The sequence below is a fragment of the Arthrobacter sp. SIMBA_036 genome, from assembly GCF_046535135.1.
Lineage (GTDB): Bacteria > Actinomycetota > Actinomycetes > Actinomycetales > Micrococcaceae > Arthrobacter.
The window spans coordinates 172,359-197,589 of record NZ_JAWRXG010000005.1 but is presented as its reverse complement, the minus strand read 5'-3'; the positions used below and the strand labels follow the sequence as shown (position 1 = coordinate 197,589).

Here is a 25,231-nt window from a genome sequence, read left to right as displayed (position 1 = left end):
CGACACTTAGGTCCCGGCAAAAAGTAGACTAAGGCATGGACGAGATGAGCGTTGATTTTGCGGTGCCTGAAGATGTTTCCGCGTCCGATGACATTTCGGTCCCTGAACAGCTGCAGGACCTGGTCATTGACAGCGATGACGTGGGTGGCTTCCTCCATGAGCTTGCTGCATTCTCAGCGGCGGCCGTGTCCGAGGCCGTGGGCTTGGATGTTCTTTGTGGCATCACCTTGAGTCGCCGTCGGCGCACCGCAACGGTGGCCGGCAGTACCCATGAGGCGCGGCTGATTGACCAAGTTCAGCAAGAGTACGGTGACGGTCCGTGCCTGGAAGCGATGCGCCACCATGCCACCGTCCACGTTCCGGATACGTCCAAGGAGGAGAGGTGGCCGGAGTACTGTGGCGTCATCGCAGAGCGGGGCCACATGGCTGCCCTCTGTGTTCCGTTGGAACTTGATGAAGGTGCCACAGCGGCGCTGAACTTCTTTGCGCCGCAAGCCAATGTGTACGACGAGCAAACCATCCGAAACTGCGAAGCTTATGCCTCCCAGGCGGAGCGTTCCCTGAGGTTGGCCGTCCGGATCGGCGTGAAGCAGCAGCACGCGGAAGACCTCAAGGAGGCCATGCAGTCCCGGACCGCCATCGACCTCGCGAGCGGCATCATCATGGGCCAGAACCGGTGTACCCAGGAGGAGGCGTTCCAGATCCTCAAGAAAGCATCGAGCACCCGCAACCTGAAGCTCCGCGATGTCGCCGAGTCTTTGATCAAGTCCGTTTCCAACCGCGCTCCAGTGGCGCACTTTGAGCCGTAACGGAGCCATGCAAGGCCCCTCACTTGTGACGGCCGCCACTCTTGCACTACATTTTAGGTGGGTTAAGCAGATAGCCCTTGGAGTCTCATGACGTGGTGCCATCCTCAGATGGTCCAAGAACTGCACCCTAAGCGCCGTGGTCACTATCGGCCGGCCCCAAGCGTGCATCCTTGTAGGACTCCAGCAGGAGCAAAGGAGAATGGCAATGACGCTTGGATCCGCACTTCCCGCCCCAAAGCCTGAGAGCCGCTTGAAAACCGCACGCCGCACGGCCCCCGCAACGGCTGAGGCTGCTGCGCCGCCATGGTGCACGGTCTGCGACACTGACTCATACATATTCGTGGAAACGGTGGTCGAAGCCGAACCGAACCGGTCCCATGTGGTGGAAGTGAGTTATACCTGCAGCGAATGTGACACCTTTTATGCCCACGCAGTCCGGTTGGAGCAGCTAGTCCCTGAGATTCAGCGGGAATTTCTCTCCACCTCCGCTGCCGGACTGTGGTTCAGCTGCACTCATTGCGGCGAGCCCATGACCTTGGGCCGCCCGGCGGAACAGATCATCGCGGCGCCCCGCAACACTGATGATCCGGAGAATCCGAGCCTTCTGGAGGTGTATCTGCAGACCCAGGTACTCCACTGCCGTTGCGGATTCCAGATGGAGGTTCCCCGTCCCGTCGGTTGACCACCGTCTCAATTTGATCATCGTCGGGAGGGGCGGCTATGCGGACGTTCGGGGTGGAAGAGGAACTGCTGATTGCAGATCCCCTCGCGGGTACGCCGCTGGCCTTGGCCGGCAGCATACTGGACATCGCCGCCCTGGCTGAGGCGGATCCAGACGCCGGACCTTCGCTGAAGTCAGAGTTCAAGCAGGAACAAATCGAGGTCAACTCCCGCCCCTGCAGCACGGCGGCGCAGTTGTGGACGGAAATCTGCGCCGGCCGTGCCTTGGCGGATGAGGCCGCTAGCGAGCTGGGTGCCCGGGTAGCTGCGCTGGCCACTCCTCCTGTTTTCCATGCGACGCCCACAGCGGGGAATGAACGGTATGCCACCATGGGTACCGCCTTCGGCCTGATCGCCCGCGAGCAGTTGACGTGCGGTTTCCACATTCACGTGTCCGTGGAATCATCCGAGGAAGCCGTGGGGGTGTTGGATCGCATGCGCCACTGGCTCCCGGTACTCCTGGCATTGAGTGGCAATTCCCCCTTTTGGATGGGCGTTGACACCGGCTTCGACAGCTACCGAACCCAGATCTGGAACCGGTGGCCCACTGCTGGACCCATGGATGTGTTCGGATCTGCCGAGGCATACCGGGCCGTGTTGACCGAACTCCTGGGCACGGGTGTCCCCATGGACGAGGGAATGATTTATTTCGACGCCCGGCTCTCCAGGGGCCAGCCCACTGTTGAGCTGCGGATCGCCGACGTCTGCCTGGTTCCGGAGGATGCCCTGACCCTGGCAGTCATGGCACGCGCCTTGGTGGAAACCTCGGCGGCCGCATGGCGTCGGGGGGAGCCGCCGTCGAGCACTAAGACGGCGGTGCTTCGCATGGCCAACTGGAAATCCAGCCGCTTTGGCATCAACCAGCAGCTATGGCACCCCGCGGAGGAGAAACCGTTCCCGGCAGCGGATGTGGCCGGAGCGTTACTCCGGCACATCCGCCACGCCCTTGCGGAGGCCGGCGACTTGGCGCTCGCGCGCCGCGGCGTTGCCAGCATCCTCCGCCGCGGTACAGGGGAGAGGCTCCAGCGGCAGGCATACAGGCGGCGCCTGCGGCTGCCGGATGTCGTCTCCGCTGCCATTGCGTCCACCCACCACTACGGTGATCGGACCGACGCCGGCTTGCTGAGCCGCTAAGCCAACGGCACCGTACGACGGCGGCGACTAGCCTTGGTTGATGCGGATCATGTTGCCGGAGGGGTCGCGGAAAGCACAGTCGCGAGGACCCCACGGCTGGTCGATCGGTTCCTGGAGGACCTCTGCGCCGGAAGCACGCAGGGACTCGAACGTGGCGTCCAGATCATCGGAGTTGAAGACAAGCATGGGCATGACGCCCTTGGTCACCAATTCCTGGATGACGTCGCCATCGGCCTGCGAGCGGCCAGCGTGCGGCGGGGAGAGGACAATTTCCAGTTCGGGTTGGGCGGAACTGCCGAGCGTGACCCAACGCTGCCCGTCAGAGCCGACGTCGTTACGGACCTCAAGGCCCAGGGCGTCCCGATAGAAGGGAAGTGCCTGGTCGACGTCGTTGACTGTTACGTGTGTGTACTTCAATGAAATGTTCATGTTTCACACGCTATTGCAGCTTTGACGTGGGCGCTTCTTCAATCCTGCTCAGGTTTTCCGACTCTTGCGCTGCTGCCCGACGACGGCCGTGCCTGTCCGGCCTGGTGTGCTGCTTCGCGATGCAACTGGGCATGGCCTTGGCCGCATGGTGCTCGCGGGCCCGGTAGTCGCTGGGAGTCATGCCAACGATTTCCGTGAAACGGGTGCTGAACGAGCCAAGGGAAGTACAGCCGACCTCCATGCATGCGTCGGTGACGCTCACTCCTGCGCGCAGGAGCGCCATGGCCCGCTCGATCCGGCGCGTCATCAAGTAGTTGTAGGGCGATTCCCCGTAGGCGGCCTTGAACTGGCGCGAGAAATGCGCGGGGGACATCAGCGCGCCGGCGGCCATGGTGGGCACGTCCAGCGGCCGGGCGTATTCGCGATCAATGAAATCGCGTGCGCGACGCAGATGGGCCAGATTGGCCAGTTCCTGCGGTGTCATGGCGTCAGTCTACTAGTCTCTTTCCATGGATTCAGTGGTGTGGTCGAAGCCCGAAAAAGAACGTCCCGGCACGCCCTTGCTGGTGATGTTGCACGGTTACGGCACCAGCGAGCAGCGGATGGCGAACCTTTTCCCGCACCTGCCGGGTGAGTTCACCTGCGCGGCGTTACGGGGCCCGAAAATTATCGGGGACGGCCACGGTTGGTTCCTCCTGGATTACTTCCTGACCAACGATTTCGCGGACGTCATCACGTCCACCAACAGGGTTTTCGACTGGATCAACTCCGTCAAAGGGGAGCACAGCAGCGTGTGCCTGTTGGGCTACTCCCAAGGAATGGCCATGGCCAGCACACTGCTGCGACTGCGACCCAAGGAGTTCGCGGCCACGGTAGGATTGTCAGGGTTCGTCATGGACAATGATCTCTTGGGCCTCAGTGAATCCTTCGATACGCCGCCCCCGTTTTTCTGGGGGAGGGACAAGGCGGATCCAGTGATTAACCAAGACGCCATCGCCCACACCAAGGAGTGGCTGAACGCGAACACGGCGCTCACGGCCCGCACGTATCCCGGAATGGGACATCGCATTGGGCAAGCCGAGTTGGTGGATGTCAGCGCGTTCCTGAAGTATTACGCCCTCAACCAGCGAATCTGAACCCGCGAAGAGCCGTCTCACCAGCGCATTCTTCAGCGCCCTTGTGGAACGAAATTGTAAGCGCTTACACTTTGGGCTGTTGCCTGAAACCATCACACGCGCCTTAGGCGCGGAACGGAACCACACATGACCGATCACCGTAACGCCTGGACGGGCGCCAAGGCGTTGTTGTTCGACCTCGACGGCGTGCTCACACCCACCGCGGTTGTTCATGAGCAGGCATGGAAAGAGCTTTTCGACGGGTATCTGACTGACGCAGGACATCCGCAGGGATACCGCGAAAATGACTACTTCGACCACATCGATGGCAAGCCGCGTTTCGACGGTGTTCGGGACTTCCTCGCATCCCGGGCAATCGCCTTGCCCGAAGGTCCGGTCAATGACCATCCGGACCACGAGACCGTGCAGGGTTTGGGCAATCGAAAGAATGCCATTTTCAGCGGGATTGTGGACTCCCGAGGCGTGGAACCGTACCCCGGATCCGTCAAGTTCATCAACGCCGCCGTCGAACTGGGGTTGAAAGTGGCCGTTGTTTCCTCATCCCGGAACGCGCCAGCGGTCCTGAGGGCCGCAGGACTGGACCACCACTTCGAGGTGGTGGTGGACGGACAAGTGGCTGCCGCCGTCGGGCTTCCCGGCAAACCGGACCCGGCCACGTATGTCTACGGCGCGCGTCTTTTGGGCGTGCCTGTGGAGGAATGCGTAGTGGTCGAAGACGCGGTTTCCGGCGTTCAGGCCGGTGCGGCGGCTGACTTTTTCGCAGTGATCGGCGTCGACCGGGGGGCGGGCCGCCAGACACTGCTTGAGGCTGGTGCCACTTTGGTGGTCGACGACCTCAGCGATCTTCTCTAAACCTACTTTTTCGAAGGATCCACCCGCCCATGGCACTCATTACCTCTGATCGCATGCGTTTTCCGTGCGAGCCCTGGAAGCTCGTTGAGAGCGTCCACGTCCCCGGTGACGAAGGAACGCTTGAGACCCTGTTCGCCCTTGGCAACGGACACCTTGGCATTCGCGGCGCCCATGCCGCGGCAGGCGACGGGGAGCTCCCGGGTACCTTCATCAACGGATTCCATGAGATTTGGGATATCAAGCACGCCGAGAACGCCTATGGGTTCGCCCGTACCGGACAGCGGATCGTGTATGTGCCGGACGCAAACAACTTCACCGTTTCCATCGACGGCGAGGTTCTCAGCCTCGCGGAATCCACAGTGGTGGACTACCGCCGGAGCGTGGACTTTTCCACAGGCGTGTACGAGGTAAGCACCACGTGGGCGTGCCGCTCGGGCGCTACCGTCACCACGGTGGAGCGCCGCGCGGTAGGGTTCGATTCCCGCGGGTGCCTCGGCTTGGAACTGTCCATCAGTGCTGACCGGGACGTGTCCGCGGACATCACCTCCGGCGTCGTTAACCGGCAGGACCAGCCGGTGGAGGACCACTCGGTCCACGATCCCCGCCGCTCCGGCCGGCACGCGGGCCGTGTGTTGCTTCCCTTGTACCTGAACGGCGTCGATGGTTCCCTGCGTTTGGCATGGGAGACGGCGGAGTCACGCCAACGAGTGGCAGTAGCCGTGGATCACTGGATCTCGGCAGAAGTGCAACCGTTTGAGACGGCGGTAGGGGAGGACGACTCGTCCGTCCGCTACGTTCTGGCTATCCATGGCGGCCAACAGTTCCGCATGGAAAAGACTGTCAGCTATGTAGTGGCGGGGTCGGCGAGCGACGCGGAGGATGTTGGCGAGGCACTTGCCGCGGAGGCGGAAGCCAACCTCGTACCGTTTTCTGAGATCCTCGCCCAGAGCACGGCGCACTACGACGAGTACTGGACGACGGCGGACGTTTCCATCGGGGGTCAGCCGGAGCTTCAGCAGGCTGTCCGCTGGGCGTTGTTCCAGCTTGCCCAGGCCACGGCCCGTGCCGGCGTAGCTGGCATTCCGGCCAAGGGAGTCAGCGGATCGGGGTACGAGGGTCATTATTTCTGGGACCAAGAGGTCTACCTCCTGCCCTATCTGACCTATACCAACCCCTTGGGTGCACGGAAGGTCCTCGAATCGAGGCACGCGATGCTGCCCGATGCCAGGATTCGTGCCAAGGAACTCAGCGTGGACGGGGCGCTCTTCCCGTGGCGGACCATCAACGGGCTTGAGGCCAGCGCCTATTACGCTGCAGGAACCGCCCAGTTCCACATTGCCGCTGCTATTGCCTTCGCGGCAAACCGGTACCAATGGGCCAGCGGCGATGACACGTTCGGCCCTGACTTGGGCGCCGAGTTGTTGATTGAAACGGCCCGGATGTGGGCTTCGCTGGGCTTCTTCGGCAAGGACGGGATGTTCCACATCCACGGCGTCACGGGCCCGGATGAATACACCGCTGTGGTCAACGACAACCTCTACACCAACGTCATGGCGCGCTTTAATTTGCGGACCGCTGCGGCCCTGGAGAACGAGGGCATCGCCGAGACAGAGCGGATGGTGTGGCGGCAGGCCGCCGAGCGGATGACCTTGCCCTACGATCCCCATGTTGAGGTCTTCAGCCAGGACAACGATTTCATGACCTTGGAACCGTGGGACTGGAACACCCCGAAGTCCAAGTACCCGTTGCTGCTAAACTTCCACCCGCTGGTGATCTATCGGCACCAGGTCCTCAAGCAGGCCGACACGGTGCTCGCCATGTTCCTTCAATGGCAGGACTTCACCGCGGAGGAAAAGCAGCGCGCCTTCGACTTCTACGATCCCATCACCACCGGCGACTCCACGTTGTCCGCTTGCGTGCAGGGGATCATGGCGGCAGAAGTGGGCTACAACGATGTGGCGTTGCAGCACTTCACAGACGCGCTGTTCATCGACCTCGACAACTCCCACGGCAACACCATCGACGGCGTCCACATCGCCTCCACAGGTGGTATCTGGAGCTCCTTGGTCTGCGGATTCGCAGGCGTGCGGGACCAGGGTGACGTCCTGCGTTTCGACCCCCGGCTGCCTGCAGAATGGGAGGGGCTGTCCTTTAGCCTCAAAGTCCAAGGCCGCCTGCTGTCCGTGGAGCTGGTCCCCGGCTCCATGGTGCTCAAGCTCGTGTCCGGCCCGGACTACAGCGCCGAACCACTCCCGGTGAATGTGCGCGACCAGCACATCACTGTTGGCATGGACGCCGTCACCGTGCCGGTCGACGACGTACCGGTGCCGCCGCCGTCGATCTTTCCCAGCGTTTTCCCGACGGCGGGGCTGCCCATAGTGCGTTAGTCGGTAGCGTGCGTTAGTCGGCCCCGTGCGTTAGCCGGTAGCGGTGTGTCCGGGTCGCAGGCTCATTGCGCAGCGAGGTCCGTGGTGGTGAGGCGCAACCATAGCCACAGCCGTTTTTGCGGATCGGCGAGGTCGATGTTGAAGTCCTCAGCCAAGCGACCCACGCGGTAGTGGACCGTGTTGTTGTGGACATGGAGTTGCGCGGCCATGGCGGAGATGTTGCCGTTGGTGGCCAGGTACGCCCTTAAGGTGTCCAGGTAGTCTGTCTGCTGCTCTGCATCCCGGGCCTGGATCCGTGCGATTTCGTCCGCGCCGGCAAGCCCGTTGTCTTCGATGAACTTCCCGATTTTCAAGAGGTTCAAGGGAATTTGGAAGTCCTCGAACAAGGCAACCCTCGGGCCGGCAATGCCCCGGGCCCGCTGGCTGAGCAGGTGGTTCATGGTGTGCACCGCCTCCGACCTGGAACGGGGGAGGTCCTCCACCCTCGCGGCGATCCCGCCTATGGATGCGATCAGTGGAAATGAGCTGATGGTGTGCGAATACGCTTCGATTTCCTGGATGATCCGGGCGTGGACAGCCCGCGGGGAGCTGCCCTGGCTTGGCAAGAGCGCGTAAACCACCGAGCCAAGGAGCGCGCTGTGGCTGGTGCTGAATTGCACGTTACACACCGTGGTGACCAGGTGCAGCAGGCGGTGCAGGTCCCGCACGGACTCCAGGCTCCCGGTTTCCGGGCGGGCGATGGAGAAGGCAGCAACCGCCAGCCCATTGGCTGCATCCAAACCCAGCTGCGCCGCTGCAAAGGAAGCGTGGGGTGCATCATCCATGAGCGTTCGGATGAGGTCGGCGTTGCGCCTTTCCCCGAAGTCGGACGCAGAACGGGCGTGGAGCATGTGCAGCCCGGCCAAGGGTGCCATCCTGTCCAGCGCTACCAGTGAAGCCTCGCGCCGTTCTTCTCCCGGGTCGATGATCCAAATCGAGCCCAACAACTCACCGCCGGCCCGGACAGCCAGCGCAAGCCGCGCCATTCCGTCGTCGAGCGCTGGCACCACCACCGCCCCGGGCGCGGCGTAAACGGCCTTGAAGTCGTTGTCGAAAGCAGGCTGGGTGGTTTCCTGCAACGTGAGGGTGGTGATTCTGCGGAGTTCGTCAATCGGCTGCCCGGGAAGCGTTGAGTAGCCAAGAATGCGGCCGAGCGGGTCCACGATGCTCGCGGCGCCGTTGGTGATGGAGGCCGCGGCGTTGGCGAAGGCGTAGAGGTCCCCAAGCCGGACTCCAGAGACGGAATCAGCAGCAGCACCCATCACCGAGGCCCGCGCGAGGGCCACCAATCGCGTCCAGTCGGCGGCATCGGGTGCCACCAGGACCGCCAGGCTGTGACGGACGGCGGCAGCGCGCAGTTGCTCCATCAGTGCGCCGTGGGCTTTGACCACCACGGCAGCGGCGTTGCTGTTTGCGGCCCTGTGGAGGAGTTGATCGAAATCCGGGGATCCGTAACTGCATCCGACGGCGAGGATGATCCGGTCATCGACGCTGGACCAGGTGTCCAGGGGGTCGTACATCAGGACATCGGAAACCGGGTGTCCGAGGTTCTCCGGCGTCGGATTGGCGTGCACGAGGTCTGCCAGCATGAGTTGGATGCAATCGGAGAGCCTCACGACGGATTGCTGAATCCCGGCTTCCGCCAGCTGTGGCATGACCTCTGACGGTGATTCTGGCTCCATCTATGGAAGTTATCACAAGCTGCTGGCGGATGTTGTGGAGGTATTTACATATAGACGCGGAGAGATCTCGGTCACCATTGGGAAAGGCGCTGGATGACGTACCTCCAGCCGGAACAAACCGGAATACACCGGAACCCAAAGGACTCACTATGAAACTCAAAGACATCAAGGCGCTTGCCTCGGTGCAGGGCCCCGCCCGCTCGGTCGAGGAGCGCTTGTCCAGGAGCTGCTACAGCGTGGAAGACGTGCGAAAGCTCGCCGTCAAGCGGCTGCCTAAGAGCATCTTCGAATACATCGAAGGCGGCGGCGAGGACGAGGTTTCACTCCGCCGCAACCGCTCCTCCTACAACGACTGGTCCTTCCTGCCCAAGTGGGGCTCCGTGGACAACCTCGACCTCAGCACCACCATCCTCGGCGGCCCCTCGGCCATGCCGGTGACTCTCTCGCCCACAGGCGGCACCCGGCTGTTCCACCCCGAGGGCGAGTCCGCCGTCGCCCGGGCTGCGCTCGCCGCGGGGGTTCCGTATGGCTTGGCCCACCTGAGCACCACCACCATGGAGGACGTCAGCGCAGCGGCGCCGGGGCTTCGCAGGTGGTTCAACCTGGAACCCACCTCGGACAAGGGGCTGCTGCAGGCCGTACTGGACCGAGTGTCCAAAGCCGGCTACGAGGCACTGATGGTGAACGTGGATTGCCGGGCAATCGGGCACCGTGAGCGCGATTACCGCAACGGATTCACCGCGCCGCCGTCCATCAAGCCCAAGACTGTTGTTGAAGGAATCCTGCACCCCTCTTGGGCCCTCGGGTTCATCGCAAACGATGCCATCGCCTTCCCGAACCTGGACGCAGAGGTGCCGGTAGGTCCGCTCGCCAGCTCGCCGGATATGTGGCGGACGCTGCTTGCCGGCTCGTATGAACCCACTGACTGGGATGACATCCGGGACCTGCGTGAGCGCTGGAACGGTCCGATCGTCCTCAAGGGCGTGGTTAACCCGAACGACGCCGCGCTGGCTGCCTCCTTGGGGATCGACGCCATCCAGGTCAGCAACCACGGCGGACGCCAGCTGGACCACATGGCAGCACCGCTGGATGTCCTCCAGGACATTGCCCACCGGACCGAGGGGCAGCTCGAGATCATTGTCGACGGCGGCATCCGCCGGGGCTCCGACGTGGTGAAGGCGTTGGCTTTGGGCGCGGATGCGTGCTCCATTGGCCGGCCATATCTCTATGGCCTTGCCGCGGCCGGGCAGGCCGGTGTTGCGCACGTCCTGAAAATGTTCCATGCCGAAATCACACGCACCATGATGCTCCTCGGAGTGACCACCATCGAGGAACTTCGCTCTGAAGGCCGGGATTTGATCCGGCACCGCAATGACGCCTTCAACCGAACTGAAACCCACGTAATCCCTGAGGCCCACTTGGGCCTTGCAGAAATGAGGACCCCCTGATGAACATTCCCCCAGTAGCCCGGCGGGCGCGGTTCGCGTTGCCGGCAGTCGTTGCCTCCGCGGCCCTGCTTTTGTCCGCGACGGCGTGCAGCCCGGCCGGCAGCGCATCGGCGTCGAACCCCTCCGCAGGCTCCGCCTCGGACACCAGCGTGCCAACGTTGGCCGTGAACCAGGCCGCCGCCGATCTTCTCCCGGCGTCGATCAAGTCTTCCAAGGTGCTGCGGGTAGCAATCCCCACCAATGAGCCGCCCACGCAGTTCTACCGCGAAGGCACGCAGGAAATGACTGGAACCAACCCGGACGTGGCACGCCTCATCGGTGACGCCTTGGGTGTCAAAGTGGACATCCAGGTGACCAACTTCGACTCCATCATTCCCGGTCTGGCAGCAAACCGTTATGACATGACTGTGTCCTCTATGACCCCCACCACCAAGCGCATGGAGGTCCTGGACTTTGTTGATTACATGCAGATCGGCAATGCGATTGCCGTTCCCAAGGGCAACCCGGCCGGCATCAAGGACGAACACGCGCTGTGCGGCAAGAAAGTTGGCCTCCTGACCGGCTCCTACCAGCTGACCGTGAACGTGCCCGATTACGACAAGGAATGCACCGCGGCCGGCAAGGAAACCATCCAGCGGAACGAATTCCAGGACACCCGCCAGGCCATCTCCGCCCTGACCAGTGGCCGGCTGGACACCGTGCTGGCCGATTCACCCATCCTCAACTTCGCAGCCACCCAGAACCAGCAGATCGAGGTTGCCGCAACGTACGAGTTCGCACCGGTGAGCGTTGGTGTGCCCAAGGAGTCAGGCTTGCTGAAATCCGTCTCCGCTGCATTGTCCGCGGTGATCAAGAGCGACGCTTACACCAAGGTTCTTACAAAATACGGCCTTGAGAAGAGCGCCATCACCGATGCCCGCGTCAACTTCGCCCAGTAATGCACGCGACCACTAAAAGGGTGACGACCATGCAAAACCAAACTCCTGTCCCTGATGCCAAAGCATTTGAGACCCAGACTCTTACCGGCCGCGCCTCGGCCGACGCGGTCGCCGAGGATTCCATCCCCGTGGTGCCCCTGAAGCACCCGGTACGCCTGGTTCTTGCGGTGGTGCTCATTATGGTGGCTCTCAGCGCAGCCTGGGATGTAGCCGTCAACCAGCGCTATCACTGGGACGTTGTCCTGTCCTATCTGTTCGCGCCACAAATCCTTGCCGGCGCCGGACTGACAATCGTGCTGACGGTGGTGTCCATGAGTGTAGGCATTGCCCTCGGCACGGTGCTGGCCATTATGAGGCTCTCAGCCAACCCGATCCTGAGCACCATCAGCCGCGGCTACATCTGGTTCTTCCGCGGCACACCGCTGCTGGTCCAGCTGATTTTTTGGTACAACATCGCCGCGCTCTACCCCGTGATCGCCTTCGGTCTCCCCTTCGGCGGCCCGTCCATGATCCTGGGATCCGCGAACGTCTTGATCACTCCCTTGGGGGCCGCCCTCCTGGGGCTGAGCCTGAACGAAGCTGCCTACATGGCTGAAATCATCCGTGGTGGCATCGGTTCCGTGGACAAGGGACAGTACGACGCCGCCCGCGCCCTCGGAATGAGCGGAGGCAAGCTCATGAACCGGGTGATCCTGCCCCAAGCCATGCGGGTTGTCTTGCCGCCCACCGGGAACCAAGTCATCTCGATGTTGAAGGGAACCTCACTGGTGAGTGTCCTGGCGATCTCGGACTTGCTGTACTCGGCGCAGATCATCTACGCAAACAACTACCAAACCATTCCGCTGCTCATCGTTGCCAGCCTCTGGTACCTGCTCATGACAACCGTCCTGAGCTTCTTCCAAAACAAACTTGAACGTCGGTACGGCCGTGGCTTCGACTCGGCGCCGCGACGCAGCCGCAAGTCAAAGACAAGGACAGCATAATGACTACCGCCATGGTGGAAGCCCGGGGAGTCCGGAAGAACTTCGGCGTTATCGAAATCCTGAAAGGCATCGACCTGAGGGTGGAAAAGGGTTCGGTGACGTGCCTGATTGGCCCGTCCGGCTCAGGCAAAACCACCTTCCTCCGCTGCATCAACCACCTTGAAAAAGTCGACGCCGGACGCCTGTACGTCAATGAACACCTGGTCGGCTACGCCGAACGCAACGGCAAGCTGTACGAGATGAAGGAACGCCAGACGGCGCGCTCGCGGCTGAACGCGGGCATGGTATTCCAACGCTTCAACCTCTTCCCGCATATGACGGTCCTGGAGAACATCATTGAGGCTCCGGTCCATGTGCTGGGCCGCCCGCGCAAAGAGGTGGTAGTGGAGGCGCAGGCCTTGCTGGACCGTGTTGGGCTGGGCGACCGCGGGAGCTCCTACCCGCAGGAGCTCTCCGGCGGGCAGCAGCAGCGCATCGCTATTGCCCGGGCACTGGCCATGAAACCCCAGCTGATGCTCTTTGATGAGCCCACTTCTGCCTTGGACCCGGAATTGGTGGGGGAAGTGCTTGACGTCATGAAGGCGCTGGCCGAGGCCGGAATGACCATGGTGGTGGTCACGCACGAACTTGGATTCGCCCGGCAAGTGGCTGATCAGGTGATTTTCATGGATGGCGGAGTGGTGGTGGAAAGCGGTCCGCCGGAGGAAGTCCTGGACAACCCGCAGCAGGAACGCACCAAGGCTTTCCTCTCCAAAGTCCTCTGAAAGCTACCCGTAGAACTACTAGAACAACTAGAACTACTAGAACTACTAAAACCCAGTACGAAAACCCGAAAGGCAGCCAATGTCCCGTCAGCAAGTCATCACCGACCTCGCGCCCGGCCCCGCAGGCCCCTATTCACAAGCCATCGTGGCCAATGGTTTCCTTTACACCGCCGGGCAGACTCCGCACGATCCCATCACGGACGAGCGCGTGGGCATCACCATCGAAGAGCAAACCATCCAAGCCATGAAGAACCTCGGGGAGGTTCTCCGGGCCCATGGTCTCGACTTTTCCCACGTAGTGAAAGCAACAGTGCATTTGCACCATCCGGGGCGCGACTTCGACGGCTTCAACGCCATCTATGAAAAGTACGTCGTCGCTCCCTATCCGGCGCGCACCACCGTTGGTTCTTTCCTTGGCGACTTCCTGGTGGAGATCGACGTCGTGGCGGCCATCCCGTAGGCCCACGCGGGAAAGTTCCGGCCCCGCCTGATGCGAACAACGCATCGGGCGGGGCTTTTTCATGCGCTGCCCACCTCGTTCAGGCTGCCGACTGCGCTGAATCGGCCCGCTGCGCTGAATCGGCCGGCTCCGCTTGGTCAGGCGGGCAGCTTACGTCCGGCTGACGACGGCGGTCCAGTTCGTCGTTGATAAGTTGCAGGAGCGCTTGGGCCGGCTCGGACAAGTGATGGGTGTCCGGCGAGCCCAGCTGGTCGCAATGAATCAGGACGTGGCGTATACGTTCAAGTTCGCGCGACGGAACCAGGGGCCAGCGATGAAATAGCTCCCGGACGGCAATGGCGCCCAGTAAAGCATCCGGTTTGTGGGCCGGTTTTTGGTGGCCTGCTGCTCTGCGTCGAGCAACAGTGGCTGCGGACGGAGTGACTCCATGGGCCAGGGGGATGTCCGCTTTAGGGATGCTGGGGGTCATCTGGACCTCCCGAAATAGTGCGAAGAAAGCCGACTGCGTGACTTGAAACCAGCATACAGAATGTGACTTACGTCATGTCAATGATGACGCCGGGGTTACAACTCGGAATCAGGCCTATCAATCATAAGTATCCTTATGATATTTTCTGAGGAGTCGAGACTATTATTCCGGTCCCGGCCTTTCAGGATTTCGAGCCGTTGCCCACTGAGGAGAACCATGACATCCACTAATAGCCCCGTTCGAAGCCGCACCACCATCCAACGTGCAGCCCAAATCGTGGGTGCCGTATTCCTGCTCGTCGGTGTCTTGGGCTTCATTCCCGGCATCACCGCCGATTTCGGATCCATGTCCTTTGCCGGACATGATTCGGGGGCGATGCTTCTGGGAATCTTCCAAGTGTCCATTCTGCACAACATCGTGCACCTCCTCTTCGGCATTGCCGGACTGATGATGGCAGGTACACCCGGACAATCCAGGAACTTCCTTGTGGGAGGCGGGGTCATCTACTTGGTTCTGTGGATCTACGGCCTGTTGATCAATCATGATTCCGCCGCCAACTTTGTTCCCGTGAACTCTGCGGACAATTGGTTGCACTTCCTGCTGGGTGTGGGAATGCTGGCCCTCGGGCTCATCCTTAGCCGCCGCACTACCGCTGACCGGACGGGGACCACTACCGCCCGTTGATCCGCAGGCACGCGCCCGGTAACCCCGGGCGCGTGCCTGGCGCGTGCCACTTCACTATCCTTTACACGCGTTCGAGCTCTGCATTCACAGCGGCGTGACTTAGTATCGTTTTGCTAGTGAAACAAGCTTTACGCTTATCGAAGGAACCACGGATGGACTCGGACGGTCACGCTAAGGGCTATTGGTACGGTAAGGATCCAGGGCAAAGAGCCATTGCCGTTGACGTCCTCAATGCCCTCAGGGATTATCGCGTCTCCGAGCAAGCAATGCGCCGAAGGACCCGATCGTCCATGGGAATGGGCGAGAAGGACCTCTTGGCCCTGCGGTACCTCTTCGAAGCCGAAGCCGCCGGCAAAGTCATGAAGCCGAAGGATCTGGGCGACCGGCTTGGCATAACGTCCGCCTCCATGACCACTTTGATAGACCGTCTGGTGGAATCCGGCCATGTTCGGCGCGAACCCCACCCCACTGACCGCCGTGCGCTGATCCTGCGGGCCACGCCGGACTCGGACCAGGAAGTGCGGCACACCCTTGGGGGGATGCACCGGCGCATGTTGGACGCCGCCTGTGCGTTGAGCCCCGATGAGTCCCGGGTGGTGGTGGATTTCCTGCAGCACATGCGCGAGGCATTGGACACCATCGATGAGGAACCTACCCCGTCATGAGGCTTGGCTCCACTGCAGGATGAAAATCAGCGTCACCAGGAATCCTGAACCGTAGTTGAGCCAGATGAACCGGCGCCACGCCGCATTGGTTCCTCCCGCCGTCGTATCCGTGACGTTCCACCAAGGCGCGCAATTGACGATGTAGGGGACGGCGATGATCGCCCCGAGGGGTCCAGGCCATGGCGTCGCCAGCATGGCGAGTCCGGCGATAAGCCAGAGCACGACGGCGAGCCTCACCGTCCGGCGGGCGCCGATCACGGTCGCGATGGAACCTATGCCGGCCTGCCGGTCGGGTTCGATGTCTTGAACGGCGCCGAAAGCGTGCGCAGCCATGCCCCACAGGAAGAACGCAACCAGCAGGGCGAGGAGCCCGGGAGTGACCACTGCGCCGGCCGACGCCAGGCCGACGACGGCGGGACTGACAAAGTGCGTACTGGACGTCAGCGAGTCCAAGACCGGGCGTTCCTTGAAGCGGAGGCCGGCCACCGAGTACGCCACAACGGCGAACGCACTGACGGCCAGGCTCATCCAGGCGGCGGGACCTCCCGCAAGGGCCAGCACCACGAGGAACGGGACATTGGTGGCGGCGGCGAGCCAGAGCATGGGTCGGTGCAACCGCGGTGGCAGAAGAGCCCCCTCAATGCCGCCCTTGCGCGGATTCTTGAGGTCCGATTCATAGTCAAAGACGTCATTGATCCCGTACATCGCCAGGTTGTACGGGATGAGGAAGTATAAAGTACCCACGATCAGCACCCAGGTGACCTCGCGAGTGGTGAGTAGCATCGCAGCGGCGAAGGGATAGGCGGTGTTGATCCAGCTGACCGGCCGGGACGCCAGCAGCGCTTGGGGGAGGAGACCTTTGCGGCTTTGCCGGTGTCCCTGTTCCCGTTCGCGCGTTAGCCACATCCACAGCCCGGGGAGCGCCACGACGCCCGCTAACGGGTATGAGAAGTCCTCGATCGGCGCGAGGCCCACTTTGGCGCCGAGAATGTGCGAGGCGTCGTAGTGGAACAGTCCCATCCCGATCATGGCCGAATCGAACACCGCCGTCAGCACCGCCAAGGCCGCGAACGCGAAGCCAACAGCTCGCCAGTGCTGCCGCCCTTCGCCCTTGGCTCTGCCCAGGCGGGCAAAGATCACGCCGGCAATGATGGCCGCCGAGATGAAGGCCAGTGCGAGCCGGAGGTACGTCATGCGTTCTCCCTGGCTTCGGCATTGTCCTTGACCCGTGATCGGGATCCGGAACTGTCAGCACTGCGGGTGGGCGCCCGGTCCAGCAGCTTCCGGGTGCCGGTGTAAATAACCATGCTGCACAGCACCAGGAAGAGCAGGAACACCGGTTCTTCGATGGGCAGCTCCGGTGCGAGCAGAAGACCGGTGGCCACGGTGCCTTCCCCACGCAGGAAGATGCCCAGCCCGATTCCGGAAGCGTCCCAAGCGAGCAGGAACAGGACCCCGGCGGTGGTCACCATCGCCGCTGCTTTCGGACTGTGCCAGAAAAACAGGCGGAAGCGATGATCCAGCAGCAGCATGCACATGATGCCCAGTAGTAAAGAGACGAGGTAGAGGGATCCCATCAGCTGATCCTGCTAGCTATGCGCCGTGCAGTGGTAGGGCCTGGGCTGTGATCCCCGCGTATGCGTTTCAGGACCAGTTCCGCGCTGATGAGGCACATCGGCACCCCTACGCCGGGCGCCGTTGTGGCGCCCGCGTAGTAAAGGCCGCGCACCCGTCTGGAGGCATTCTGCGCCCTGAACATGGCGCTTTGCCGCAACGTATGGGCAGGGCCCAGCATGCCGCCGTGCCAGGAATTGAAGTCCCGGGCGAAGTCTGCGGGGCCCACGGTGTGCCGGGTTACGATGCGCTCGCGGAGGTCCGGGATGCTGGCCCAAGCGGCAATCTGGTCGATGGCGGCGTCGGCGGTCTGCTCTATCAATGCATCACCCGTTCCATCGGGACCACCGGAACCGAGGGCAGGGTCCGCTGGTATGGGGACCAGGACGAAGAGGTTCTCGTGGCCTGCCGGGGCAACTCCGGGGTCCGTCGCGCTCGGTTTGCAGACATAGATGGACGCGGGATCGGGAATGCGGGTGTGCGCGCCGAAGATAGAGGCAAAGTTGGCTTCCCAATCGCGGGTGAAAAACAAGGAGTGATGCGGCAGTTCAGGAAGGTTCCCCTTGACGCCCAACATGACCAAGACGGCGCCGGGGCCGCTGGTGCGCCGTTCCCACCATGAACTGTTGTAGCTCCGATCCTGCACCCCCAGCAATTGGGTTTCGGTGTGGTGCAGGTCCGCTCCGGAGACCACGAGGTCGGCAACGCTGTAATGCTCGGCTCCGTTGTGGTCGCGCCAATTCACCCCGGTAACTTCCCGGCTGTCCCTAGCAGGAAGGCCGGCCGGTAGCTTCAGGCCATCAAGCCGGCCAAGCTTCTTGGTCCTGGTTGCCTCGCGGGTGGTGATCTTGAGTGCTTCCGCGCCTGTATGGATCCTGACGCCCGCCTCTACTGCCAGCGCTTCGAGTCGTCCCACGAGCGCCCAGAATCCACCCATTGGATACTGGACACCATCACCCAAGTCCAGCGCACTCATCAGGTGGTACATCGCGGGCGCGGCCGACGGGCTGGTGCCTAGGAACACCGCGGGGTACCCGAGGACCTGCCGCAGGACGGGATGCCGGAAACGCTCCGCGACAAATCTGTCCAAGGGTGTGGTGAGAAGGCGTGCGAGCTTGGGCAGGTTGCGTACCACCTCTGGATGCAGCAGTTCCCGAAGCTTGGTGAACGGGTTGTAGAGGAAGAAGCGCTCAGCCATGTCGGTCGTGTGCCGCGCGGACGCAAGATACCGGCCCAGCACCTTGGCGCTGCCGGGCTCAACCCTTTCAAACGTCTCCAAAACCTGTGCGTTCCCCAAGGGGACTGTCAGCGGGTCCGGCCTGGCGCCGTCGTCGAGCGGCTCGCTGAAGACCCGATAGGCGGGATCGAGCGTGCGCAGATCCAACTGCTCAGCGGTGCTGGTGCCGAGGAGCTCGAAAAAATGGTCGAACACTCCGGGCATCAGGTACCAGGACGGGCCGGTGTCCCAGCGAAAACCATCCCGCTCCAAGCTGCCGGCACGGCCACCAACGTGATCGCGCTGCTCAAGGAGCTGTACCTCGTGTCCTTCGTGGGCGAGGAGGGCGGCGGTGGCAAGCCCAGCGATGCCACCACCGATCACTACGGTCCGGGTCATCGGTGCAGCTCCATCCACGTCGAGGCAATTGCGCGTGCGGTGAGCCCTGCTTTGACGGCATCCGGAACCCGGACCCGCGAGCGGTACAGTTCGTCAACGCTGGTCTGCTCAATCCTGTCCGTCAGCGCCGAGAACAGGGCAAGCGCGCTCCGAACGGCGGCCCGGGCATCATGGGGCAAGAGCGGAATAACGACGGCGGCATCGGCGAGTTGCGCACGAATGGTACCCACCCACTTCACGCGGTCCTTGTCCTCAAGGTGGTCAGCGGTGCCAAGGTAGCTCCGTCCCAGCCGGGCGGTGTCGTCCGCCAAATCGCGGAGGAAATTGATGTTTTGGAAGGCTGCGCCCAACTGGCTTGCACCGTGCCGCAGCGCGGCCGACACGTCGTCGTCGATGTCCTGGCCCCGCATGAAGACCCGGAGGCACATCAACCCCACCACCTCGGCGGAACCGTGCACGTAGCCGCGGTGCGCATCGGCATCGAAACGCAGGGAGGTAGCCGGGACGGGGTCGCGCTCGCCGAGGTCGGTGCGCATGGAGTCGAAGAAGGGGTCGATGAGGGACCGGTCGATGCCGGCTGCGCGCGCAGTCTGGGCGAACGCGTGGATGATGAGGTCACTGCTGTAGCCGATCTTCACTGCGCGGTGGGTCTCATCGATGAAATGGGCCAGGGCGTCGCATTGCTCTTGGTAGTCCAGGCCGGCTTCAGCGGTGACGCCGTCCACCAATTCATCCGCGACCCGCACCAAGGCGTAGATGTTGCGGACGTGCTGGCGGTGGCGTGGCCCCAGCAACTTGCAGGCCAAACCAAACGAGGTGGAATACTCCGAGATCACCTGGTTCGCGGCGCGTTCAGCGGTGCGGGTGAACTGCGTGAACGAACTGTTGGTGGCCACGCTCATGACTGCCGTCCTTCCAACTGTGCGGCGAGCTCCAGGAGGACATTGCGCGCAGCAGGGGGGATGGGCGAGGCAAAGCTGGTGAGCAGGTGCGTGAAGGCCATCATCTGTTCATCGATGAGCGCCTGGACGAACTGTTGCGCTCCGCAATCCGCCAGCTTCCTCCGTACGTGCTCCGCCTCCGTGGCGTGCAGCTCGGGGCGGCCAAAGAAGGGTTCGATGTCCTGCCAGGCGTTGGTCATCCGGGCGTGCGCGATGATGGCTGTCTGCTTTCCTTCCCGAAGGTCCGAGAAAGGATCCTTCCCGTGCTGCCCCGGGTCCCCGAAAGTGGACAGAAGGTCGTCCTGGAGTTGGAAGGCGAGGCCCAAGTGCCTCCCGGCACGTGCCAGCGAATTCTCGACGGCGGCGCTGGCGCCTGCCAGGGCGGCGGCGGCACGTAACGGCAATTCGAACGTGTAGGTGGCGGTTTTGTAGCCGCACATCATCAGGATGGTCCCAAGCTCAGGTGCCACTATGCCATCGCCCAGTCCCACGTCCAGTTGTTCACCGGCCACCGTCTCGTCGATGGTGTGCTCCAAGAGGTCAAGGAGCCGCAACCGGAGCTCATGCGGGAGTTCTGCCCGCGCGAAGGTTTGGTGCGTTCCGGAGAGCAGCAGGTCGCCCATCAGGATTCCGCCGGTTTGAGCCCAATGCAGCGCGCCGTCGGGACGTGGCAGTTCACCGGCTTCCTCCAGGAGGGAACCGATCAGGTTCGGGTGACCGCGGCGGACCAAATCGCCGTCGATCACGTCATCATGCAGCAAGAACGCATAGTGAAGGAGTTCGATCGCCCCCGCAATGGTGATGGCGGTTTCGCGTCGGGCCACCAACCCGGGCTGCGCGGCTCCCTGTTGGAGTGCGTCGTAAGTTTCCATCAACAGCAGGGGCCGGACGAACTTACCCCCAAGGACATTCTTGCCGGCGAGGGTCCACAGCCGGGCAAAGTCCGGGCCATAGGCCGCGGCGGCGCCTGCTTTCCTGTCGATTTGCGTGGTGAGTTCACTTTCGACGGCGGTGCAGAGCTCCGTGCGGGTGCGGAGCGCGCCGGAGGTGATGGTCATGCCGGGGGCCCGGGTTGGAAGGCCCCGGCTTCGAGCAGCAGGGGGAACTGCATGCTCAGCCATGGACTGAAAGCGCGGGAGGTGTGCTCGAGAGCGTCCTCGAGCAGGGCCGGAGTCACCCACGCCCAGTCGGCGACCTCGGCAGGGTTCGGTGCGATGCTTCCTGCCACGTGCGCCATGTAGACAGGGCAGATTTCGTTCTCGACGATTCCTGTGGGGTCAACCGCTCGGTATCGGAAGTGCGGCAGGACGAGCTGGATCCTCGTGGCGTCCACCCCGAGTTCGAACTGTGCCCGGCGCATCAGGGCCTCCTCCGACTCCTCGCCGGGCGCGGGGTGGCCGCAGAAACTGTTGGTCCACACGCCCGGCCATGTCCTTTTCTCCGGAGAGCGGCGGGTCAGCAGGATTTCCCCCGACTCGTTCAGCAAATAGCAGGAGAAGGCGAGGTGAAGCGGGGTTTGCCGTGTGTGGACTGAGGCTTTAGGGCTTTCTCCGATCGGCGCGCCTTGATCATCAAGGAGGACAACCATCTCTGTCGCGTTCACTCTGAGCCTTCCTCGGTTCTGCCGAACGGGCGCCCGCTCATGGATATAGCTAGACAGGCTAGAAGAAAGATTACCATGTAAGCAGCTAGGTGTAACATGCTTTTTATGCCTACACCTGAGGAGATCGCCCTGCCGGTGTCCTCAGGTGACCTCATCTCCGCGCTCGGTCGACTCCAGGCAGCCGAACAGCGGCTGGCGGACGCTTTGCTGCGGTACATGAGGCTTAACAAATCCGACATGCGGGCCCTGAATTACTTGATTGAATGTGGCAACCAGGGGCTCGTGGCCACCCCCGGGGCGATCGCTGCGCACCTTCATATCTCCACCGCGTCAACCACCAAGCTGCTGGACAGGCTCCAGCGTGCTGGCCACATCACGCGGCAAGCCCACCCCTCGGACCGCCGGGCCCTGGCCATCGCCATCACACCTGAGACCCACCAAGCGGCGCTACGGACAGTCAGTTCGCAACAGGCCCGGCGGTGCAGGGTGGCAGCCCGGCTCACTCCTGCCGAGAGGCAGACGGTGATGCGCTTCCTTGACGACATGGCGAGCGAGGTTGAAGCCAGCGAATCAGAACCGGGTGGGGGTGAAACGTGAGCGATTTGGGAGTACACATGATGGAGGGGACCGGAAAGGCAAAACATCATGCGGTTGATCCAGGTATCCCAGCACGCCGAGGACCTCGGGCGGGCTGCAGCGTTCTATTCGGAGTTGCTGGGAGTCCGGCCTGCGGCGGTCTTCGACCCGCCCGGCCTGCTGTTTTTTGACCTGGAGGGCGTGCGGCTCCTCTTGGAGAGGGGTGCAACGCGGTCACTCCTCTACCTCGAAGTTCCGGACGTAAGGCAGTTGGTGGAGCAGCTCAGGTCCAGGGGAGTGGACGTAGTGGACCCTCCGCGCTTGATCTTCAGCCACGTGGACGGGGTGCTGGGGCGTGCCGGAACTGATGAATGGATGGCCTTTATCCGGGATAGCGAGGGCAACACCGTTGGCCTGGTGAGTCAACTGGCTGCGGAGCCGGACGCAGGTAACGCCTAGGGCGCTAGCGCCTCAGATGCACGAGTAGTCATAGTCGAGGCCGCTGGAGACGTACTGGGTGAGGGTGACTTTGCCCCCTCCCGTGAGCGGCGCGGCTGAACACATACGCTTCGCCGATGTCAGTGAACTTGCTCCGGCGAGCCAGCTCCTGGCTGTGTACAGGGGGCTCGAGGTCGGCGTAGAGCCCGCTATCTGGGACCACTGGCTGCTCGTGGAGTAGATTCCGGTCGTTGCGCCGATGCTCGAGAAATAGGCCGCCATCCCTTCAAGGTCCGCGCGGTTGGCAGCCTTGTCGGCCGACCAGCTGTTTCCGGTTTCGACGTCGAGCCACCAGATGAAGGAGGCGGGACTGCTCACCCCTCGGATGTTTGCATCATCGTAGGCCTTGGCATACCCGTACATGTAGGAACAGGCCGCTCCAAAGGACCCGCTCGTGCATTGCCCATAGGGGTTGGCCACAGTCGTTCCGCCGTAAGTATTGCTTGTGGGCCACCAGGAGCCTGCCGAAGCGCGACCTTGGGCTGCCCGGTAGCGCCTGTGGAGGAGCCGGCCCAGGACAGCTCGGTTGCGAGGCACGGATTGGTCGTATTGGCGGTGCCGTTGTTGACGCCAACAATTCCAAAGCTCTGACCCTTGGGCAGGGCTTTGCCGCACTGCGGCCACGAGACGTCATTTCCAGGGGCAGGTGCTGTTGCGGCTTCCGCAGGAAGGCCGACGACCATCAACAGCAATGCCGCAAAGGCGGCCAATGGATAGCGATGTCGGATCAGAATTGACGTCGCGCGGGTGATGTTCATGGTCGACCCCATTTCAGCGCAAAGCAATCAGGAACCCAGCATGAGCGCCGCCTGGTGTAGAGGTCAAGGTATCTTGCTGATCCAAAACGCGCGGGTGCCCTCCCAGCGAAGGGCTGGGAGGGCACCCGCTTTCTGTGGTGGTGGTCAGCCGCCGTAGTTCGCGACCGTTTCCGGGCCCTGGTGCGTGGGCGTGACAGCGCCGCCGGTGTCGTTGACGACGTGATCGATCGTGCCGGCGCCGTTGAGGGACACCGTGCTCAGATCGTGCAGTTTCACGCCCGCGGTCAGCGGCGCTTCGAACGAGTGGCTTGCATGCAGGCTCGGATCGACGTTCGTGAAAATGTAGCTGCCGCCGCCCCACAGTTCGTGCGTTGTGACGATGTCCGCCACCTTGTAAGCGGCGTATCCGAGCGTGCCATCGTGCTGCCACGCGGCCTGGTTGGGAGCGTCATACGGCAGCTCGTTTTGGAAGAAAACCGTCCTGCCCCGCTCTCCGTTCCAGATCACGTTGTCCTTTTGGAAGTGTTCCACGAAGAGGCCGGTGGCAGTGACATCGTCACCGTTCACAACGAGGCCGGTGTCGGAAGTGTTTTCGGTCCAACCAACACCGCCGACACCGTGGTCGGCACGCCAGAGCCACAGGTCATCCAACAGCACGTGATCGCTATCGACCTGCACCCCTACCGTCGCCTTCCCAGCGTGCGGACCGCCGACGCGGAGGAACACGTCCTGCAAGGAGATGGGATCCTCGGCGCTCGAACCGCCCGCCCCGCGCTGATGCTTGGTACCCACCTGGACCAGTACCGGCGAGTTAACCGGACCGGCGTCGACCGTGACACCGGCCACATCCACTCCGGGGACGTCGTCGATGACGAGCGGCGTGGAACCGTTCTCCGCCGTCAGGGTCGCAAGGCCGAGGCCGAGGACCACCGTGCCTGCCCGCTTGATGTGGATCGACGTGTCGATGGAGTAGACGCCCGGCGTCAGGAGCAGGTTCTTGCCGCCGGCGAGAGCGGCGTTGATCCGGCTGATGGAGTCGCCGGGCTTGGCGACGAAGAAGTCCGAAAGGGCGATGGTGCGTCCGGAGGAGCCGCCCGCCGTCCAGTCGGCACCGGAAGAGTCGGTCTTGACGGAAGGTTCGACCACCGAGAGGCCGTTGTCTCCCTGCACCAGGTACGGCTTCTCGCGTGCCGCAGGAGTTGCGGCGAGCGTGGTGTACGGAAGCTTCGGGAAGGATTGGGCCGGGGCGCCCTGCACTCCGGAGAAGACTTGGTTCCATACGCCGTTCGACCAACTCTTGATGCTGCTGTCGCGAGTGTAGAACTGCTGCTGACTGCCGTTCACAATCGCCGAGTCCGTCTTGGAATCTGCGAGGAATCCTCCGCTTGCGTAGGACGGGCCGCTGCAATAGTCCATGAAGGACAACTGCTGGCCCGTCACGTGCACCCGGCGCATCGGTGCAGCCTGGGAAACTGCCCAGAACTCAGCCGAACTGTGGCAACCGCTGCCTCCGACGGCGTTGATGTGCAGGTTCGAGACTGAGCGCCAGAAGTTGTCCAGGGCGATGCAGTTGCTCGTACCGTTGGTGCACCTGTTGTAGACGTCAACATGACCATTGATGGTGACGTCGTCCGGGGATGCGCCGAGGCCCGCGACCTCGGTGTAGTACCCCACCTGGAACACCAGCGGGTGGGCGACTGAACCGTAGGTTCCCGGTGCGAAGAGCAGCGCATAGCGGCCTGTGCCCATTTCGCTGTCGACCTGCTGCTTCGCGATCTCGTCCACCTTGGCCTGGATCGTGGCTTGGGGCATGTCTGGCGTGAAGATAATGACGTTTGGGCCGAGCTCTCGGGGCTGGGGCGTCGGCCCGGCAACAGCACCAGGTGCTGAAGCGAAGACTCCGAGTGCAGCCACCAACACTGCGGCGGCTAATGACGTACGACGCCGTAACTTGGTGGGAACGGACCGTGTTAATGATGACAAGGACAACATTGACCTGCTTCCGTGGAGACCGGCAGGGTGTGAGT

The 25,231-nt window shown here is 62.6% G+C and carries 27 protein-coding genes; 15 read left to right on the top strand and 12 right to left on the bottom strand.

What is annotated here, in order from left to right; genetic code table 11:
* Positions 1-35: 35 nt before the first annotated feature.
* From SB659_RS09070 to SB659_RS09060, 3 genes are all read left to right on the top strand, one after another.
* Entirely contained in the window at positions 36-809 is a 774-nt protein-coding gene (locus SB659_RS09070; protein ID WP_284979355.1) for a GAF and ANTAR domain-containing protein, read from the top strand.
* A gap of 205 nt (positions 810-1,014) precedes the next feature.
* Positions 1,015-1,491, top strand: coding sequence for a hypothetical protein (locus SB659_RS09065; RefSeq protein WP_410550183.1), 477 nt, complete (start codon positions 1,015-1,017; stop codon positions 1,489-1,491).
* Between the two features lie 38 nt (positions 1,492-1,529).
* The gene (locus SB659_RS09060; protein ID WP_410550182.1) at positions 1,530-2,663 is read left to right on the top strand and encodes a glutamate--cysteine ligase; all 1,134 of its coding nucleotides are present in this window, start codon (positions 1,530-1,532) and stop codon (positions 2,661-2,663) included.
* A gap of 27 nt (positions 2,664-2,690) precedes the next feature.
* On the opposite strand, the gene SB659_RS09055 is transcribed toward SB659_RS09060, so the two are convergent.
* Both SB659_RS09055 and SB659_RS09050 read right to left on the bottom strand, forming a co-directional pair.
* The gene (locus SB659_RS09055; protein ID WP_284979352.1) at positions 2,691-3,092 is read right to left on the bottom strand and encodes a VOC family protein; all 402 of its coding nucleotides are present in this window, start codon (positions 3,090-3,092) and stop codon (positions 2,691-2,693) included.
* Positions 3,093-3,102: 10 nt separating this feature from the next.
* Positions 3,103-3,576, bottom strand: coding sequence for a helix-turn-helix transcriptional regulator (locus SB659_RS09050; RefSeq protein ID WP_410550181.1), 474 nt, complete (start codon positions 3,574-3,576; stop codon positions 3,103-3,105).
* A gap of 25 nt (positions 3,577-3,601) precedes the next feature.
* Between SB659_RS09050 and SB659_RS09045 the strand changes: the two genes are divergently transcribed.
* The 3 genes from SB659_RS09045 to SB659_RS09035 all read left to right on the top strand — a co-directional run bounded on the left by SB659_RS09045 (position 3,602) and on the right by SB659_RS09035 (position 7,467).
* Positions 3,602-4,228 carry an alpha/beta hydrolase gene (locus SB659_RS09045; RefSeq protein WP_410550180.1) on the top strand — a complete coding sequence of 209 codons (627 nt, stop codon included), beginning with the start codon at positions 3,602-3,604 and terminating at the stop codon, positions 4,226-4,228.
* 126 nt (positions 4,229-4,354) lie between these two features.
* Positions 4,355-5,080, top strand: coding sequence for an HAD family hydrolase (locus SB659_RS09040; protein WP_410550179.1), 726 nt, complete (start codon positions 4,355-4,357; stop codon positions 5,078-5,080).
* A 29-nt stretch (positions 5,081-5,109) separates the two neighbouring features.
* A complete protein-coding gene (locus tag SB659_RS09035) occupies positions 5,110-7,467 on the top strand; it encodes a glycoside hydrolase family 65 protein (protein WP_410550178.1) in 2,358 nt (785 codons plus the stop codon).
* A gap of 62 nt (positions 7,468-7,529) precedes the next feature.
* Here SB659_RS09035 and SB659_RS09030 read toward each other — a convergent pair whose 3' ends face one another.
* Complete coding sequence (locus SB659_RS09030; protein ID WP_410550177.1) at positions 7,530-9,188, bottom strand: PucR family transcriptional regulator; 1,659 nt, start codon at positions 9,186-9,188, stop codon at positions 7,530-7,532.
* Between the two features lie 149 nt (positions 9,189-9,337).
* Between SB659_RS09030 and SB659_RS09025 the strand changes: the two genes are divergently transcribed.
* The 5 genes from SB659_RS09025 to SB659_RS09005 all read left to right on the top strand — a co-directional run bounded on the left by SB659_RS09025 (position 9,338) and on the right by SB659_RS09005 (position 13,781).
* The gene (locus tag SB659_RS09025) at positions 9,338-10,636 is read left to right on the top strand and encodes an alpha-hydroxy acid oxidase (RefSeq protein WP_410550176.1); all 1,299 of its coding nucleotides are present in this window, start codon (positions 9,338-9,340) and stop codon (positions 10,634-10,636) included.
* Positions 10,636-11,574: an ABC transporter substrate-binding protein gene (locus tag SB659_RS09020; RefSeq protein WP_410550175.1), complete on the top strand. Its 939-nt coding sequence runs from the start codon at positions 10,636-10,638 to the stop codon at positions 11,572-11,574. The genes SB659_RS09025 and SB659_RS09020 overlap by 1 nt, the downstream gene beginning before the upstream one ends.
* A 29-nt stretch (positions 11,575-11,603) precedes the next feature.
* Positions 11,604-12,557: an amino acid ABC transporter permease gene (locus SB659_RS09015; RefSeq protein WP_284979344.1), complete on the top strand. Its 954-nt coding sequence runs from the start codon at positions 11,604-11,606 to the stop codon at positions 12,555-12,557.
* On the top strand, positions 12,557-13,321 hold the full coding sequence (locus SB659_RS09010) for an amino acid ABC transporter ATP-binding protein (RefSeq protein WP_284975885.1): 765 nt from the start codon (positions 12,557-12,559) through the stop codon (positions 13,319-13,321). The genes SB659_RS09015 and SB659_RS09010 overlap by 1 nt, the downstream gene beginning before the upstream one ends.
* Positions 13,322-13,400: 79 nt before the next feature.
* Positions 13,401-13,781: a RidA family protein gene (locus SB659_RS09005; RefSeq protein ID WP_284979342.1), complete on the top strand. Its 381-nt coding sequence runs from the start codon at positions 13,401-13,403 to the stop codon at positions 13,779-13,781.
* A 79-nt stretch (positions 13,782-13,860) separates the two neighbouring features.
* Here SB659_RS09005 and SB659_RS09000 read toward each other — a convergent pair whose 3' ends face one another.
* On the bottom strand, positions 13,861-14,250 hold the full coding sequence (locus tag SB659_RS09000; RefSeq protein WP_410550174.1) for a hypothetical protein: 390 nt from the start codon (positions 14,248-14,250) through the stop codon (positions 13,861-13,863).
* Between the two features lie 216 nt (positions 14,251-14,466).
* On the opposite strand from SB659_RS09000, the gene SB659_RS08995 reads away from it, so the two are divergent.
* Both SB659_RS08995 and SB659_RS08990 read left to right on the top strand, forming a co-directional pair.
* Positions 14,467-14,934 carry a DUF4383 domain-containing protein gene (locus SB659_RS08995; RefSeq protein WP_284979340.1) on the top strand — a complete coding sequence of 156 codons (468 nt, stop codon included), beginning with the start codon at positions 14,467-14,469 and terminating at the stop codon, positions 14,932-14,934.
* A gap of 152 nt (positions 14,935-15,086) precedes the next feature.
* Entirely contained in the window at positions 15,087-15,599 is a 513-nt protein-coding gene (locus SB659_RS08990) for a MarR family winged helix-turn-helix transcriptional regulator (protein ID WP_284975881.1), read from the top strand.
* Here SB659_RS08990 and SB659_RS08985 read toward each other — a convergent pair.
* From SB659_RS08985 to idi, 6 genes are read right to left on the bottom strand one after another with little or no spacing between them, the layout of a single operon-like run.
* Positions 15,594-16,793, bottom strand: coding sequence for a prenyltransferase (locus SB659_RS08985; RefSeq protein ID WP_410550173.1), 1,200 nt, complete (start codon positions 16,791-16,793; stop codon positions 15,594-15,596). The genes SB659_RS08990 and SB659_RS08985 overlap by 6 nt on opposite strands.
* Positions 16,790-17,176: a lycopene cyclase domain-containing protein gene (locus SB659_RS08980; RefSeq protein WP_410550172.1), complete on the bottom strand. Its 387-nt coding sequence runs from the start codon at positions 17,174-17,176 to the stop codon at positions 16,790-16,792. The genes SB659_RS08985 and SB659_RS08980 overlap by 4 nt, the downstream gene beginning before the upstream one ends.
* Entirely contained in the window at positions 17,176-18,828 is a 1,653-nt protein-coding gene (gene crtI, locus SB659_RS08975) for a phytoene desaturase family protein (RefSeq protein WP_410550171.1), read from the bottom strand. The genes SB659_RS08980 and crtI overlap by 1 nt, the downstream gene beginning before the upstream one ends.
* A complete protein-coding gene (locus SB659_RS08970; protein WP_284979336.1) occupies positions 18,825-19,730 on the bottom strand; it encodes a phytoene/squalene synthase family protein in 906 nt (301 codons plus the stop codon). The genes crtI and SB659_RS08970 overlap by 4 nt, the downstream gene beginning before the upstream one ends.
* Complete coding sequence (locus SB659_RS08965) at positions 19,727-20,827, bottom strand: polyprenyl synthetase family protein (protein WP_410550170.1); 1,101 nt, start codon at positions 20,825-20,827, stop codon at positions 19,727-19,729. Before SB659_RS08965 ends, SB659_RS08970 begins: the two co-directional genes overlap by 4 nt.
* Positions 20,824-21,372: an isopentenyl-diphosphate Delta-isomerase gene (idi, locus tag SB659_RS08960; RefSeq protein WP_410550169.1), complete on the bottom strand. Its 549-nt coding sequence runs from the start codon at positions 21,370-21,372 to the stop codon at positions 20,824-20,826. Before idi ends, SB659_RS08965 begins: the two co-directional genes overlap by 4 nt.
* 105 nt (positions 21,373-21,477) lie before the next feature.
* On the opposite strand from idi, the gene SB659_RS08955 reads away from it, so the two are divergent.
* The gene (locus tag SB659_RS08955; protein ID WP_284979332.1) at positions 21,478-21,969 is read left to right on the top strand and encodes a MarR family winged helix-turn-helix transcriptional regulator; all 492 of its coding nucleotides are present in this window, start codon (positions 21,478-21,480) and stop codon (positions 21,967-21,969) included.
* Between the two features lie 48 nt (positions 21,970-22,017).
* Entirely contained in the window at positions 22,018-22,407 is a 390-nt protein-coding gene (locus tag SB659_RS08950; protein WP_284979331.1) for a VOC family protein, read from the top strand.
* 12 nt (positions 22,408-22,419) lie between these two features.
* Here SB659_RS08950 and SB659_RS08945 read toward each other — a convergent pair whose 3' ends face one another.
* Positions 22,420-22,983 (bottom strand): hypothetical protein, encoded by a 564-nt coding sequence (locus SB659_RS08945; RefSeq protein WP_410550168.1) that lies wholly within the window; start codon positions 22,981-22,983, stop codon positions 22,420-22,422.
* Positions 22,984-23,348: 365 nt separating this feature from the next.
* Positions 23,349-25,196 (bottom strand): adenylyl cyclase, encoded by a 1,848-nt coding sequence (locus tag SB659_RS08940; RefSeq protein ID WP_410550167.1) that lies wholly within the window; start codon positions 25,194-25,196, stop codon positions 23,349-23,351.
* Between the last annotated feature and the right edge of the window lie 35 nt (positions 25,197-25,231).